9 protein-coding genes are annotated in these 16,945 nt (G+C 46.3%); 4 read left to right on the top strand and 5 right to left on the bottom strand.

Features of this window, described 5'->3' with window-relative positions; translation table 11 throughout:
- From glgX to L2755_RS04070, 4 genes are read left to right on the top strand one after another with little or no spacing between them, the layout of a single operon-like run.
- Entirely contained in the window at positions 1-2,202 is a 2,202-nt protein-coding gene (gene glgX, locus L2755_RS04085; RefSeq protein ID WP_248979472.1) for a glycogen debranching protein GlgX, read from the top strand.
- Positions 2,199-4,724, top strand: a complete 2,526-nt coding sequence (locus L2755_RS04080; RefSeq protein WP_248979471.1) for a glycogen/starch/alpha-glucan phosphorylase — start codon at positions 2,199-2,201, stop codon at positions 4,722-4,724. The genes glgX and L2755_RS04080 overlap by 4 nt, the downstream gene beginning before the upstream one ends.
- Positions 4,725-4,779: 55 nt before the next feature.
- A complete protein-coding gene (gene glgC, locus L2755_RS04075; RefSeq protein WP_248979470.1) occupies positions 4,780-6,045 on the top strand; it encodes a glucose-1-phosphate adenylyltransferase in 1,266 nt (421 codons plus the stop codon).
- A gap of 3 nt (positions 6,046-6,048) precedes the next feature.
- Positions 6,049-7,800, top strand: coding sequence for a glycogen synthase (locus L2755_RS04070; RefSeq protein ID WP_248979469.1), 1,752 nt, complete (start codon positions 6,049-6,051; stop codon positions 7,798-7,800).
- A 173-nt stretch (positions 7,801-7,973) separates the two neighbouring features.
- Here the strand turns inward: L2755_RS04070 and L2755_RS04065 are convergent, their stop codons facing one another.
- From L2755_RS04065 to L2755_RS04045, 5 genes are all read right to left on the bottom strand, one after another.
- Positions 7,974-8,447 carry a LabA-like NYN domain-containing protein gene (locus L2755_RS04065; RefSeq protein WP_248979468.1) on the bottom strand — a complete coding sequence of 158 codons (474 nt, stop codon included), beginning with the start codon at positions 8,445-8,447 and terminating at the stop codon, positions 7,974-7,976.
- Between the two features lie 762 nt (positions 8,448-9,209).
- The gene (locus L2755_RS04060; RefSeq protein ID WP_248979467.1) at positions 9,210-10,703 is read right to left on the bottom strand and encodes a hypothetical protein; all 1,494 of its coding nucleotides are present in this window, start codon (positions 10,701-10,703) and stop codon (positions 9,210-9,212) included.
- Between the two features lie 447 nt (positions 10,704-11,150).
- The gene (locus L2755_RS04055; RefSeq protein WP_248979466.1) at positions 11,151-12,137 is read right to left on the bottom strand and encodes a DUF4382 domain-containing protein; all 987 of its coding nucleotides are present in this window, start codon (positions 12,135-12,137) and stop codon (positions 11,151-11,153) included.
- Positions 12,138-12,470: 333 nt separating this feature from the next.
- Positions 12,471-15,575, bottom strand: a complete 3,105-nt coding sequence (locus L2755_RS04050) for a multidrug efflux RND transporter permease subunit (protein WP_248979465.1) — start codon at positions 15,573-15,575, stop codon at positions 12,471-12,473.
- Positions 15,576-16,709: an efflux RND transporter periplasmic adaptor subunit gene (locus L2755_RS04045; RefSeq protein WP_248979464.1), complete on the bottom strand. Its 1,134-nt coding sequence runs from the start codon at positions 16,707-16,709 to the stop codon at positions 15,576-15,578.
- Positions 16,710-16,945: the final 236 nt, after the last annotated feature.

Below are 16,945 nucleotides of genomic sequence, written 5' to 3'. Positions count from 1 at the left end.
ATGCTGATCACCAAAGGGCAGCCTTATCCTCTGGGGGCTACGGTCGACGAGCAAGGCGTTAATTTTGCATTGTTCTCTGCCCATGCAACATCAGTCACGCTCTGTGTGTTTGATAGTACCGGGGAGAATGAGCTAGCACGGTATCCCTTGATGCAAAAAAGCCAACAAGTGTGGCATCTGCATGTTGAATGTTTGGATAAAGCATTAGTTTATGGTTATCGAGTCGACGGTCCTTTTGAACCTCATTCTGGTCATCGCTTTAATGCCAATAAGTTATTACTTGACCCCTATGCTAAGCAGTGGGTGGGTGAATTTGTTGAACATCAAAGTCACTATGGTTATTGCACTGATCACGGGTTAGACGATCTGTCTTTTAATTGCGATGATAACGCCGCTTACATGCCTAAATGCAAGGTCGTTAATACCGCAACATTGGCCGCTATTGCTCCCTTAAGGGCTGCGGCAACGCATATCGGCAATGATCTTAACGGTCACATTATTTACGAGCTACATGTAAAGGGCTTTACCCAGCTGTGTGATGAGATAGCTGAGTCTGTTCGCGGCACATATTTAGGCTTAGCTGAGCCTAAAGTACTGGATTATCTAACTGAATTAGGGGTGACCTGTGTTGAGTTATTGCCAGTACACTGTTTTATTAACGAAGCCTTTCTACAACATAAAAACCTGACTAACTACTGGGGCTATAACAGCCTAAGTTTCTTCGTGCCTCAGCACCAATATCAAAGCGAATCACTCTCCGCGCCAGCGCCTATCGAACAGTTCAGACACATGGTAAGCGCACTGCATGAAGCGGGAATCGAGGTGATCCTCGATGTGGTTTATAACCACACGGCTGAAGGCAATCGTCATGGACCCACCTTGTGCTTTAAGGGGATTGATAACTTAAGTTATTACCGCTTGCTCCCCAATGATAAACGCTTTTATATCAACGACACTGGCTGTGGCAATACACTTAACATCGGCCACCCTAGAGTGCTGCAGATGGTAATGGATTCATTACGTTATTGGGTTGAAGTGATGGGGGTAGACGGTTTTAGGTTTGATTTAGCCAGTTGTTTAGGGCGAGAAAGCCATGGTTTTGATAAGGGCGCAGGCTTTTTCGATGCCATTGCCCAAGATCCAGTGCTCAATAGGGTAAAACTAATAGCAGAGCCTTGGGATATCGGGCCTGGAGGATACCAGTTAGGCGGATACCCTCAAGGTTGGAGTGAATGGAACGATCGTTATCGCGATACGGTGCGCCGTTTTTGGCGCGGCGACTTTGGCATGTTGCCAGAATTAGCGCGGCGGCTACATGGGTCGAGTGATTTGTTTGAACATGCCGATAGAAGCGCCAGCTCCAGCATTAACTTTATCACCAGCCATGACGGTTTTAGCTTGCACGATCTGGTCAGTTACTGCCAAAGGCATAATGATCTTAATGGCGAACAAAGCCGAGACGGACATCAAGAAAACTACAGCCATCACTATGGTGCAGAGGGTGAAAGCGACAGCGTAGAGATAAATGCTTTGCGCCAACGGCAAGTGCGCAACATGCTCACCACATTAGTCTTGTCCCAAGGCGTGCCTATGCTGCTGGCGGGAGATGAAATTGGCCATAGTTTACAGGGCAACAACAATGCTTACTGCCAAGATAATAAACTCAATTGGCGAGACTGGTCATATAACGTCGAGCAGGGCAGCTTACTGCATTTTGTAAAGCGTCTAATTGCCATTAGAAAACGTTTCTCTGGTTTATACCTTGAGCATTTTATCCACCAAAGCGTATCAACAGCGGGAGCCGGGCTTGATTGGTTTTGTCGCCAAGGCGAACTAATGAGTAAGCTGCAGTGGAGCGATGCCCATACGCGCAGCTTAAGCCTGGTGCTCTGTGGGCAAGTTGTTGCTGAGAATGCAGAAGCGCAAGCACCAGAGCAGCAGGCGTTGTTGTTGATGCTAAACGCCGATGAGCAAAACTTAGCATTTAGCGCCCCTTGCCTTGACGGCTACGGTCAGTGGCAATGTTTGTTGCACACCCAAACCGATGAGCCATCCTGTTCAATTCAAACTCAGTCAGAGTTGCGTTTAGCTGACTCGGCAGTAGATCGAGTCCCATCAACTTCATCTTCCATTCAGCGCTACCTGCTCAAAGAGCGAAGCGTAATGTTGTTTTATGCTCAACTTAAAGGAGCAACCCTATGACGGCACCTGTAAAGACGACCAAGGTTAAAGCGAAGTCAAAACTTAAAACCACAGCTGCAAAACCGGTGAAACAGGCTCAGGTGAATGAGAAGCCTGCTGAGCATAGTCAATGTGAGCCTTGTGATGCACTTCATCTGGCGATGGCGCGGCATATCAATAAAAGTTTAAGCCGCGACGAGCATCAACAACACGATCTATTCCAAGCGCTGGCGAGCACAGTCAAAGAGCAGATGCTAGCGCCTTGGCGACAAACCCGAGTCGATGATATGGCACAAGGGCGCAAGCAAGTGGCTTACATGTCGTTAGAGTTTTTAATGGGACGCGCGCTAGGCAATGCGCTGCTTAATCTGGATATTGAGCAAACAATCCATAAGGTATTAAAGGATTACGCCGTCACGCTGGAAGAGGTAGAGCAGCAAGAGCATGACGCAGGGCTAGGTAATGGTGGCTTGGGGCGTTTAGCCGCTTGCTTTTTAGATAGCTGCGCCAGTATGAATTTAGCCGTGACAGGTTATGGCATTCGTTATGAATATGGCATGTTTGCTCAAAAGCTGGTGGAGGGCTTTCAAGTTGAGCGGCCTGACCGTTGGCTCAGAGAGGGCAACCCTTGGGAAGTGAGAGCCGCGCAACATAATGTCAAAGTGCCTTTTTTCGGTCGAACCAGCAGTTATATTGACCCCAATGGCCGCTGCAATGTCACTTGGATTGATAGGCAAGATGTGCTGGCTGTGGCTTTCGATATGCCAGTTCCGGGTTATAAAAATGGTCGTATTAATACCTTAAGACTGTGGAAAGCAGAAGCGACCGATGATTTTGATCTCACTGAATTTAATCAAGGTGATTACAGTGAAGCAGTGGCACGAAAAAACATGGCTGAGCAGATCACCATGGTGCTCTATCCAAATGATGCCAGCGAAAACGGTAAGGAGCTAAGGCTACGCCAGCAGTACTTTCTGTCATCTGCTAGCTTACAAGACATTCTTAACCTATGGGTTTGTCGGCATGGCACTGACTTTAGTGATTTTGCATCACTTAATGTGATGCAACTCAATGACACCCATCCCGCAATCGCTATCCCAGAATTGATGCGCTTATTGGTTGATGAGTACTTCCTTGAATGGGATGACGCATGGCAAGTCACCACGCAAACCATGGCCTACACCAACCATACATTGTTACCTGAGGCGCTGGAGCGCTGGCCTGTGAGAATGATGCAGCATATGTTGCCGCGGATCATGGAGATCATCTTTGAGATAAACGCCCGTTACCTAGAGCTGGTTGCCCATAAATGGCCAGGGGATGCGGTAAAACTGGCTGATATGTCAATTATTGAAGAGGGCGATGAGCCCCATGTACGCATGGCGTATTTAGCAATAGTAGCCTGTTTTTCTGTTAATGGTGTAGCGAGTCTACATACTCAGCTGCTGACCTCTGGTTTGTTTAGCAATTTTTATCAACTTTGGCCGGAAAAGTTTAACAATCGAACTAACGGTGTGACTCCAAGACGCTGGCTGGCACAGTGTAATCCTAAGTTAAGCGCCTTGCTCAGTAAGCGCTTGGGTGATGAATGGGTGACTGATTTAAGTCACCTAAATGCGCTTAACGCCTTTACCGATGATGTGGCGTTTATTAAAGAGTGGGCAGGTGTTAAACAAGCCAATAAGGCGGTTCTGCAACAGTTGATCCGCAGCGAGTGCAATGTCGAATTTGATCCAGAAATGATGTTCGATGTGCAGGTTAAGCGTATTCATGAATATAAACGACAACTGCTTAATATCTTGCATGTTATTTATCTCTATCAACAGATCCGCCTCGGCAATACTGACAACTTAGTCCCTCGCTGCGTGCTCATCGGCGGCAAAGCAGCTCCAGGTTATGCCATGGCCAAACTGCTGATTAAATTGGCCAATAACGTCGCGCACATGGTTAATTCTGATGCCGTTGTTAGTCAGTATCTACGATTTGCGTTCTTGCCTAATTACAACGTCAGCGCCATGGAAAAAATTTGTCCGGCAACGGACCTGTCGGAACAGATCTCAACCGCAGGCAAAGAAGCGTCAGGCACTGGCAACATGAAGTTCATGATGAATGGTGCACTGACCATTGGCACCTTAGATGGCGCTAACGTTGAGATGTTGGAGGAGGTTGGCCATGAAAACTTCTTCCTGTTCGGGCTTGACGCTAATGAGGTCGCTGAGTTACGAAAAGACTATCAACCACAGTCGTTTATCGCTGCATCTAACGCCCTGTCAGAGGTGATGGAGCTATTAGAAAGTGGTCATTTTAATCTGCAAGAACCCGATATATTCGCCTCGATTATTGCCAGCATCAAGAGTCCTAACGATCCATGGATGACCGCGGCTGATTTTGAATCCTACCGCCTTGCGCAAGTCAAGGCTGCCAATAGCTATAAAGATCAAATGAGCTGGACACAAATGAGTATTAGAAATACGGCGGCCAGTGGCCGATTTTCAAGTGATATGACTATCGCCGGATATCGCGATGAAATTTGGAGAGCATGATGCGCATTCAATTAATAAAGCATGTCGATAAACTACGTTCAAGGAGTGAATCTGTATGAGCAATGACCCACGCTATATTAGCAATTTAACCCGTGATACCTATGCCATTATTCTTGCGGGGGGGAGAGGATCTCGGCTACACGAGCTCACGGAATGGCGGGCTAAGCCTTCGCTGTATTTTGGCGGTAAGTTTAGGATCATCGACTTCCCATTATCCAACTGCATAAACTCAGGCATACGTCGTATCGGGGTGGTAACGCAATATAAATCTCACTCGCTTATTCGACACATAATGCGTGGTTGGGGACACTTTAAAAAGGAGCTGGGAGAATCGGTTGAGGTCTTACCCGCTTCCCAGCGCCACTCTGAAAATTGGTATCAAGGCACTGCTGATGCGGTGTTTCAAAATATCGATATTATTCGCCACGAACTGCCGAAATATGTGATGATTTTGTCGGGCGATCATGTTTACCGCATGGATTACGCTGGGCTGTTAGCCACCCACGCAGAATCTGGGGCTGATATGACCGTCTCCTGTCTAGAAGTGCCCACGCCTGAAGCGGCCGGTGCCTTTGGGGTGGTAGAAGTGGATGAGTCTGGGCGGATCTTAGGCTTTGAAGAGAAGCCCCAATTACCGAAACATCTACCTGAGGATCCCGAAAAGTGTTTAGCCTCCATGGGTAACTATGTGTTTAACACTGAGTTCCTATTTGAGCAGCTTAAACTCGATGCGCAAAATGAAGGCTCTGAGCGCGACTTTGGTAAAGATATCATTCCGTCGATTATTAAAGATCACCAGGTGTTTGCCCATCGATTTAGAAGTGCACTTTCAAATGAAGAGGCTTATTGGCGAGATGTCGGCACGCTCGATTCATTTTGGCTAGCAAATATGGAACTGTTGTCGCCCACGCCAGCGTTAAACTTATATGATGCTAAATGGCCTATTTGGACCTATCAAGAGCAGCTACCGCCGGCAAAGTTTGTCTTTGATGATGACGATAGACGTGGCATGGCGCTAGACTCAATTGTCTCTGGTGGCTGCATTATCTCTGGCGCAACGGTGCGCCGCAGCGTGCTGTTTAATGAAGTTAGGGTGTGCTCATTCGCTTTGGTTGAAGACTCAGTGATCCTGCCTGATGTGGTGGTGGGACGAAACTGCAAGATTAAGAATGCCATTATCGACCGCGGCTGTATCATTCCAGAAGGGAGCGTCATTGGTTATAACCACGACCATGACCGCGCTAAAGGCTTCAGAGTCTCCGAAAAAGGCGTGGTACTGGTTACGCGGGACATGTTAGGTCTGCCAGTGGGGTACGAGTAAGTCATGGCAAATAAACAACAAGCAATGCCAAGAATATTGATGTTAGCGGCGGAAAATGGCGCGATCGCTGGCGGTAAAGTCGGTGGTATGGCAGATGTTATTAGGGATCTGCCATTAGCGTTAGCCAAGCTAAACGTGGTTGTTGATGTGGCCATGCCTAGCTATGGATTTTTAGACCGCGCCGCCAATGCGCAGTGGCTTGTCGACATTAATGTTAATTTCGCAGGCAAACACGAGTGTGTTGCAGTCTATAAAGCGCCGCACCCAAGCCTCGATAATCGCTATTTTTATCTGTTCTCACATCCACTGTTTAATGTTGATGGTCAGATCTACTCCCAAGGCGATGCCGCTCGCCCGTTTGCAGATGATGCCACTAAGTTTGCCCTGTTTAGCTTGTCTGTCGCCAAGGCGTTAAGTGATGATTTGGTAGCGATTGCAGCGGATAAGTCGAGTCCGGTCATATCGCCAGCGCCCGATGTTATCCATCTGCATGATTGGCATTGCGGTATTTTCTCGATGTTACGGGTATTCGATAATCATTTTCAGCAGCTTAAGACATTGCCTTGTGTGTTTAGTATTCATAATTTGGCTATGCAAGGCATTAGGCCAATGCGAGATGAAACCTCCTCTCTTGCAGCTTGGTTTCCCGCATTAACTGATACCTTAAGTGAGCAACAGTTTGCTGCAATAACAGACCCAAGATACGCCAATTGTATCAACCCACTTCGAGCGGCGATCACCTTGAGCGACCGGGTACATTTGGTGTCGCCAAGTTATGCACAAGAGGTGCTCAAACCCTCAGTGCATGCTAAAGGATTTTTTGGCGGTGAGGGGCTAGAGGCTGACTTGCAAGCCAAGCTTGAGCAACAAAATCTTATCGGTATTTTGAATGGCTGCATGTACCCAGAAGTGCCGTTAAATGGCGCTGATATTGATGATAGGCAAACAGCGACGCGAGCATTAACGCTCCAGAGTTGGCAAACTATTTTAGCCACAGCGGAAGCCGCACTGCTGGGTTGGCAAGTGGGTAAGGAACATGTCAGCAGTCAAGACTTTGTCGCACAGTCTCGCCTACATCAATGGCAAAATAATGTCGAACCGTTACTCACAGCAACACACTTAGCACAGCAACTAGCGCAAGCTGCACACAGTGTCCCCGATTTTATAATGACCTCGGTGGGGCGACTCACAGATCAAAAAGTGATGATTTTACGTTATCGTTTTTCTGATGAGGCGGATAAAGTACACTGGCGTGGCAAAACGGTATTGCAAGTGTTGCTAGAGCGCTTAGCCGTGCTTAAGCCAAACGGAAAGTGTGTGCTGTTGGGCTGTGGTGATAAGAGCATTGCCCGTGAGTTTGCCGATATAGCTGCTCGTTATGACAATTTTCTCTTTCTGGATGGTTATGATGAGGACTTGTCTAAAGTGCTGTATCAAGGTGGTTCGCTGTTTCTAATGCCGAGCTCTTTTGAGCCTTGCGGTATCAGTCAGATGCTCGCCATGCGCGAAGGGCAACTGTGTTTAGTTAATCATGTGGGTGGACTTAAAGACACAGTGCATCATTTGGAAACCGGCTTTGTATTTAAAGGAAGTGATGTTTTTGCCCAAGGCGCTGGGCTTATCTCAACCTTTGAACATGCTATTGAGTTACATAACAGTGATAAGTGGCAGGAAATGGAGCGATTAGCTAAGCAGCAACGTTTTGACTGGCATAGCCAAGCGGCTATATATGTTGAGAAATTTTATCGAGTATAGCCCCATCCTACCTGAAGATGGGTATAAGCTAAGTAAAATGCTAACAGCCTTCAATGGTTCCGTTGAAGGCTTTTAACACTTTTTGAACTTACACTTAGCGCTGCTGATTTTTATGCTGACGATCTTAGTTCAGTACGTTAGCACGCTCAATGGTTGTCAAACTGCGACTTAAACTAGAGTAACAAGCTGTCATCAATCTGGTGATACTGGCTGGCAGAGTCTATGAGCGATTTAGCGGTTAATCCAGGCACGCCATAAACTTGCGTTTCAACGCCATACTTTTGATAAATCTTGAGCATTAACAAGTCAAAATCACCATCGCCAGAGAGTAAAATCACGCTGTCCACTTCACTGGCCACTTCCATGATGTCGATAGCGATCCCCACATCCCAGTCACCTTTAGCTGAACCGTCACTGCGTTGTATAAAAGGCTTGAGTTTGACCTCGAAACCTATGTGCTTCAGTGCATCTTGGAATTTTAGCTGACCGTCATCACCACGGTGAATAGCATAGGCTGTGGCATGGGTTATCTCGCCTTCATAGCCAAGGTGTTGCCAAAGTTTACGGTAGTTAAATTGACGACCGTAGGCTTGCCGGCAAGTGTAGTAGATATTTTGTACATCAACAAACAGAGCGATTTTTTTCACGAAATGACCATTTTTAGAAAGTAGCGTTCAAGACAATACCTTAGGCGGCTAAAGGAGTGAAGTGTTGAAATAAATTAACAGCAGGATAGGAGCAGATTAAAAGCCGGATAGGAGCAGATTAGGAGCAGATTAGGAGCAGGATAAGAGCAGGATAACAGCCGAGTAAGAGCAGGGTAGGAGCAGATTAGGAGCCGATTAGGAGCCGAATAGGAGCCGAATAGGAGCCGAATAGGAGCCGAATAGGAGCCGGATAGGAGCCGGATAGGAGCAGGATAGGAGCAGGATAGGAGCAGGATAGGAGCAGAGAAAGAGCAGAATAAGAGCCGAGCAAGTGCAGCAGGACTGCAGCGATTAGACCCAAATGTCGATAATGGTATCTCTATGACGGTATATTTTGCGTTTACGTACACTGGGTTTTACCTGAGGTTTGCCAGTTGTAGGCTCTCTGCTTTTGACCCGTCTATCAGCTAAATACAGGCCATTAACCCTGATTGTTTCAATGATTTGAGGACGTATGTGAGGTTTAATCATAAACTCAACCGACTTATTCGCGGCAAAAGATGACGTACTTTTAACCAGTTGAAGGTACTACTAATGATAGTCGGGTTTTACATGGCTGCACGCTAGGGGATTTGGTTTGGAAAATGTTGAGTTTAGTTTCATCGGCTAAATTATGTTATTTATTGAATAGAAAAGGACGCTATTATTGCGTCCTTTTCCAGTTAGTGGTGAGCTCTCTTTGGGATCAATAACAGACCCTGATTAATTTTTACTGTTTGAAACCATAGTGCTGTTAGTCGACAAGATAGCTTGATGAGCCGCGCTCTTTTCAGCAATGGTTAAAATAGAACCGTTAGTGTCGCTATAATTTGGCACTAGTGGTGAATCTTTAGCGGCAGTTTGAATATTAACGGATTCGGCCATCATGTACCTAAGGGCTTGGGGTAGATTGTCAGATGCTGTCAGGCCAATTTCAATTCGATTGGCTGACTCTGGTGCCATTGTCACAGCGCTGCTGTTCATCAATACCTGCTGTGCGTTTGGCACTGCGTAGATAGATTGATAGAAGTTACGACCGCCTACAGTGGTTGTTGAGCGTACTTGGGTGCGTTGTAAGTCAAAATCATTGCTGCTAAAGCTTGAGGTGTCGATACAAAAGTCTGCAGAAGTCTCAGAGCCACAATTGGTATCAATACTGATATCGTCAAAGTCATACATTGCAGGTAGTGCGTTTTCGACCACGCTGTTACTGCCATCCAGTGCAATGAATGTGTGATATCGCCAGTCATAATCATTGTCTGTACCGGTAAAGTACGCTGACCACTGCTGCATATTGCTGCTGCCATCGACCAAAGCAAACTCTTGGTTACTGTTAAAGATTGACTGCCATAAATAGGTGTTTTCGCTATTGACCATGTAGACAGCACTATTTCTGTCTATGCTCAAGTTGTTGGCAGTAGTCCAAGCTTGGTTAATCAAGTTCTCGTTAGTTAACGGTCTAGCCACAATGGAGCCGTCACTATTACTATCGTAGATATAACCCGATTGGATTAAACCGTAGTAGCTCATGATGGTGGCGTTGCCTTCGGTATCGTTCTCATAAGCTGTCACGAGTACCTGCTTTTTAGCGGGAAGTTCAGACTTAACCGGAATATGTGATGAGATACTGTGACCATCGACGTCCAGTCCGTAGCTTGATTGGTAATAGCCGATGTTTTTCTCTTGCAGCACCGATACCGCAGCGCTTTTAACGACTTCTACAGACACGTTTTGCTCGCCTTTATAGCAACTAGCACCATTTTGTGGTTGACGCACGTTTAGCACGAGATCTGATAGCAGCTCTTTTTGAACAGAGAACATATAGACATCAGCATTACCACCAATACCGCCGTCAACCTCTTCTAGTGAAACAAATCCGCCATCAGGCACATTGGCACTATCGATGGTGACGATGCCTGAGCTTGGGACTTCAGTCGCTTTAATGGTGTGCTTGGCGATGACGCTACCATCACGATTATGGAATAAGATGTTATAGCCATAAATAGCAACCGACGCAGTAATTACTTTTTCAGGTTCGGCAAGGGCGTCATCGTAAATGATACAACCCTTGGCAACATCAGCTTGGTTGGCAACGTTAAGATTGATTATCTGCCAGTCATATTTAGGCGCTGGTGGCGGAGTAGAAGCGCTGTCGCTGCTGCCACATGCTGATAAACCTAATGCCATTGCTATTGCCAAAGAGAGTTGTTTTTTCACCGGTTACACCTTAATAAAGTTACTTATGTTTTATATTGCACTGTTAGTAGCAAATAGTTGGCCAATATTAGGCGATATACCAATTAACTTTAAAATAACCGATTAATGTTACCTTGTTGTTTTTATATGGTTTATTTTTATGGTTTTGCTGTGGCTTGTTTGTTGGGTTGGATTTTGGTGGTTTATGATTTTAAATCAATTTGGCCGGCTTTATTAACTTAGGTATCAGCTTGTATCTGTGTTGATTTTAAGGGGTTTGGCATAGCGTTAGGCTTAAGACGGAAAAATGACGCTTTTGGCGTACATAATAATGCCGCATATAGGGCGCGTATATTGCCTATCGGTTTGTTAGTTATATGGGAGAAGAATAAGTGCTCCTCTGCCGTTTTGAATCGAAAAAATAGCGCCTGATTAGGCGCCATTTTTTAAATATAGAGACTTAATAATCTAGCGATGGCCGCCATGATGGCCACCATTGCCGTTACCACACTCATGGGTAGTCTGTTGGCCACCTGAATTACCCGCTTCGATAGTGATAGAACCTGAGTCTTTAAACATTTGAAACTCTCCGCCACTGATGTCATCAATTGCGGGGTCGTCCAAATGACCTAAGCAGCTATAGCCAACACGATAATCACCTTCAGGTAAGTACCCCATTGTAAAACTCCAATTTCCTTCACTGTCCTGCATCATGCGGGATACAGCAACTGGGCTATTCATGCCAGCAGGAGGTGTTGTTCCCATATCTGCCATCTGGCTAATATCTGTTACATCATTTGCATACAGATAGGCTAAATGGTGAAATTGAGCGTCAATAGGTGTTTTATCCGTATTGGCCGTTTCACAATCTGCTACCCATTGAGGATCAACCTCACCGAGCAAATGCCCCATGTGACTATTATCTATTGACCACATTCCTTCATGGTGCAGTTGATATTCATCTTGCTCATGAGAAAGGCCACGATATAGGTCAATCTCTAATGTCATAGAGTGATGCTGGTCGTGAATGATTTCAAAATCTTCAACGGGTAAGTGACCATCGGCAATTTGTAAACCATGGCGTCCTTGACCGTCTTCCACATAACAACCTTGGTTACCATCTCCCTGAACGATATTAATATGAACATCATGATAATGTCCCGCAGGTAATTCGATACCTGAAATCACCATGTGGCTGTCCATACCTTGATAATCGAGCAGATTAAACGCCATATCTTGTAAATTATGTCGCTGAACCATTCCCTTGGAATCTGTTAAGACCAATTCACTCATTACCATGCCGACATGAGAAACTCCAGCCATTGGCGAGTCTGAAACCGCTAAGGAGAACTGACCCGTTAAGGCTTCTGGAGCGACATCATTACTGTCACTGCCGCATGCACTGGTCAAAAGTGAAGCGGATATCAATAGTAGAGCAGTTTTATAGTTTTTCATTAGGTATCCAATATCCATCAGTTTTTTCTAATGGTACCCCTTTGTAGGTAGTATTGCTAGAGGGTGTTGTTGCATTTGTGATCTAAACGTTATTTAACAAGCTAGTTGCTCGGCACCCAGTCTTATATGTAAATTAATAGCATCAGCAATATTGAGTCAAATTAAGAGGTAGCGCTGATCTGACTCGTTTAGAGACTGAGAGAGCGTCAGACTAAAGTGGTTCCAATGACTGGCGGTCAGTGAATGTGCAGATACAAAAAAGGGCTTACGTCAGTAAGCCCTCAATTCAGATTATCACTATTACTAAATACATCACTAAAACTACAACGCTAATTACAATGGTTTTAACGCCTGTTCTGCAATTGCTTTATCAAGCTGCGCTTCAACATACCCTGGTGACTTAGTTGCCCCTGAGATCAATCGATACATGGCTGGTATGATAAGCAAGGTGACAAAGGTGGCAAACGCCATACCGAAGAACACCACTGTACCCACAGCAATTCGACTCTCAGAGCCTGCGCCAGTCGACATGATTAACGGAATTGCACCAATTAGCGTGGTAAAGGCCGTCATTAGGATAGGTCTTAAGCGTCTGGCTGAGGCGTCAATAATCGCTTGCTCAATCTCTAAGCCTTTGTCCCTTAGCTGGTTGGCAAATTCGACAATCAAAATACCGTTCTTGGTGACCATGCCGATAAGCATGATCATGCCAATCTGGCTATAAATGTTCAGCCCTTGGCCCGTCAAATACAAGCCTAAGAAGCCACCAAATACGCCCATTGGCACGGTGAACATCACCACTAACGGATTAATAAAGCTTTCAAACTGCGCCGCTAGGACTAAATAGGCCACCAGTAACGCTAAACCAAACACCATAAATATGCTGCTTTGGTTCTCTTTGAAGTCTTTTGACTCACCGGTATAAGCCACCGAAATATCGCTTGGTAGCATCTCAATGGCTTTTTGATCTAAAAAGTCTAGCGCTTCACCCAAGGTATAGCCTTCGCCTAAGTTGGCTTTTAGGGTTATCGATTTTTGCTTGTTGTTATGGCTTAGCTTTTGCGCTGAGGCAACCTCTTCAATATGCGTGATGGTGTCTAGGGTGATAAAATCCCCTTTAGCCGAGCGCATATAAATTTGGCTGAGATCGGCGACGCTATTAAAGCTGTTCTCATCGCCTCGCAGATAAACGTCGTACTCTTCGCCACGCTCCACAAAGGTGGTTTCGCTGCGGCCACCTAACATTACTTCGAGAGTTTCAGAGACTTCTGCCACGCTGATCCCAAGCTCTGCGGCGCGTTCTCGGTCAACGGTGACCACGAGTTCAGGGGTGGTTTCTTTGTAGTCTATTTCAGGACTTTCAAGGATTGGACTATAAAGGGCTTCCTCTTCTAGTGCTGTCGCCCATTTAAATAACGCTTGGTAATCTGAGCCACCTAAAACAAATTGCACAGGCTCGCTTGAGCCACCTCTAAAGCCAGGCAGCATTGGCCGCACCCTGACATCGGGGATCCCTTTTAACGCTGTTGCAATGACACCTAACGCTTGCTGGGCATTAACGGTTCGTTCGTTCCAGTCTTCAAGCTGAATAATGACAAAGCCCGTTTGATCGCCAGCGCGGCCGCCAAAAGCGGGGGCTTGTATGCTAAAGGATTTCACTACCCCTTGACCTAAAAGTGGCATGAGCTTCTTTTCTGCTAGCTCCATATTGGCAGCCATGCGGTTGTAACTCGTGCCTTCTGCGCCCTTGATAAAGGCGAATATCACCCCTCTATCTTCTTGTGGGGCGAGTTGTGCGGGCACTTTATTCATCAAAAAGCCGCTGCCGAGAATACAGGCAATAATCACCAACGGTGCCGCTAATCTGAGTGATACCGCTTTGCTAACCATGCTGCGGTAAAACAGCTCTAATCGAGTGAATAATGACTCAACCCAGAGGTTAAAACGACTAGGCTTAACATTGGCTTTCAACAGTTTACTGGCTAACACTGGGGTTAAAGTTAATGCGACAATCGAGGAGAAAATAACTGATACCGCCAACATCACCGAAAATTCGGTAAATAGCAGGCCAACCATGCCTTCCATAAATGAGATCGGCAGAAACACCATCACCAGTACGGCGGTGGTAGCGACAACCGCAAAACCCACCTCGCGTGTCCCATTATAGGCGGCAAGGATCGGTGGCTCACCTTTTTCGATGTGGTGGAAAATATTCTCAACCACCACAATCGCGTCATCGACCACAAGACCAATGGATAGGATCAACGCCATTAAGGTTAATAAGTTTATTGAAAAGCCAAAGCTGTTAGCGGCGATAAATGCTGAGATCAGCGACACTGGCACCGTTACTGCCGGGATCAGCGTGGCGCGTGCTTGGCCGATGAAAATGTACAGAACTAATATCACCAATAAAGCGGTGACCGCTAGGGTATTAAACACTTCATCGATTGAGCGGTCGATAAACACGGTGGAATCATAGTCGACAATTAAGTTTGTTCCTGTAGGCAGAAACTGCTGAATGCGGTCAACCTCTTTATGAACATCTTGAGCCACTTCGAGTGGGTTGGCGTCTGATTGCGGCACTATGCCCAAACTGATATTCACCACGCCATCACTTCTAAAGGTGGAGTTTTCATTCTCAGCGCCAATAAATACATTGGCCACATCTTTCAGATAGATCGGACTGCCATCGTTGGTCGTGCGAATGACTAAGTAATCAAAATCTTCTGGTTTTTGGTACAGTCTTGCGGTTCTTACTGCCATCACAGTGGTGTCGTTTCTGACTTCACCGCCTGGGGTTTCGACGTTTTCCTGGTTCAGCACGCTAATAATGTCGCTAGCGGTCACTTGTCTGCCTGCCATAAGCTCTGGATTAAGCTGAACGTACATGACTTTATATAAGCCACCAGAAATGTCGACACTGCTGACGCCACTAATGAGGCTGAAACGGTCCTCTAATACACGCTGGGCGTAGTCGGTAAGTTGAGTTCTGTCCATAATCGACGAACTTAAATTGATATATACCGAAGGCTCACCAGTACCGTTATCTTTGGAGACGATAGGATCGTTGGCTTCATCGGGCAGTCGGCGCTGGGCACGGGCGACTGCATCACGCACGTCACTGACGCCTGCGGTTAGGTTCCAGCCTAAAAAAAACGTCACGGTAATACGGCTCATACCGTTGCGGGTGACCGATTGGATCTGGTCAACTCCGCTGATCCCGGTCAGTTCATTCTCTAACACTGTGGTTATCTGGCTTTCCATGATGGTCGCCGAAGCGCCGTCATAGGTGGTCATCACGGTGACGACTGGACTTTCCACATCTGGCATTTCACGCACCGCGAGCTTACTAAACGACACGGCTCCAAAGACACAAAGCAGTAAGCTTAAGACAATGGCAACCACAGGACGTTTTACGGAGACATCGGACAACCACATTTAAATGCTACCTCGCGCTGGCTCTGTTTGTTGCTCAGCATCTTGGGCAATTGCAGGATCAGTCAAACTATCAAGCTGTAAACTATTCACCTGTAAGTCATCAACACGTAAACCATCACGCATATTAACCAACCCTTGCACGACGACTCTATCGCCAATGGCTAGGCCAGCGGTGATAAGCACTTGATTGTCGATACGGGCACCTAAGGTTACTTTGGTGCGCGTCGCGATCCCCTCTTCGCTGACGACATAAACGAAACGATTGGTACCTGAGTACTCCAATGCTTGCACGGGAATAACAGGCTCAGATACGCTTGGGAAAACGAGAGTGGCAGACATCATCATGCCCGGTTTTAGCTGATGATGGTTGTTGTTGAATTGAACCCGAACACGCAGATTGAGCGTGTCTTGGCTTACCCGGGAATCGATAGCTGTCACCTCACCGGAAAAGTGAGTATCTGGCCAAGCACGGCTTGTGGCGACCACGGTCATTCCCGGGCTTAGCATCGCTAGATAATGTTCCGGGACTTGCAGATCTAAACGCATACTGGACAGGTCATCGAGGCTGATGAGTTCAGTACCCGCGGTCACCATTTTCCCTTGGCTAAAGTCGACCAATCCAGCAGTGCCAGAAAATGGCGCGCTTAAATAGTGATAATCCAAGTCTGCCTGGGCTGCTGCTAGTCTTGCAGCCGCCATATCGACATTGGCTTTTTGCGCATCAATCTCTGTCTGGGTAATTGCATTGCGACTAATCAGTTTTGAAAACTCAGTCAGCTTACGCTTTTCATCAGTAAGGTAAGCGGCGGCTTCTGCAAGGGCTGCTTGCGCTTTTGCATCATCAAGTTGAATGAGCAGCTGGCCTTCGTTTATCTCTTGATTTGAACTGATATTAATTGCAGCTATTTTTCCGGCGATTTGCGGGGCAATTAAGACCGATTGTTCAGCATCAAGTTTACCGACGAGCGATAGCGATTGGGCAAGTTCATGTTGCTCAACAGTGCCAGTGATCACCGGGACGGTACGAATCGTTCGCTCTTTTGAATCCGTTTTTTTAGCTTCAGATAAACGGCTATACGTCAGTGTTGCCGCCACTATGAGCAAGATAGGAATAACAAAAGTTGATGTTTTCATGAATGATTACTTAACGCTGCCGAAGTTGGCTGTATTTTAAGAAAAAAAAAGCATCAGTAGGGTAAATCAATGTAAAGTAGCGAAAATTAGCATTTAGTTATTTACAGGGCGTTCACTGTGGTGGCGAGTTTTTAACATAGTTGCCGATCTGTTTTATTTCTGGTTTCATTTGTCGCGCTTAAGCATAAGTTCAAGGGAGTTAACGGGGGGCGCAGCAATAAAACCATATACTCTCA

Source organism: Shewanella abyssi (assembly GCF_023284025.1).
Lineage (GTDB): Bacteria > Pseudomonadota > Gammaproteobacteria > Enterobacterales > Shewanellaceae > Shewanella > Shewanella abyssi.
Note: the sequence above shows the minus strand (reverse complement) of the source record. Positions and strands in the feature narration are given on the sequence as shown.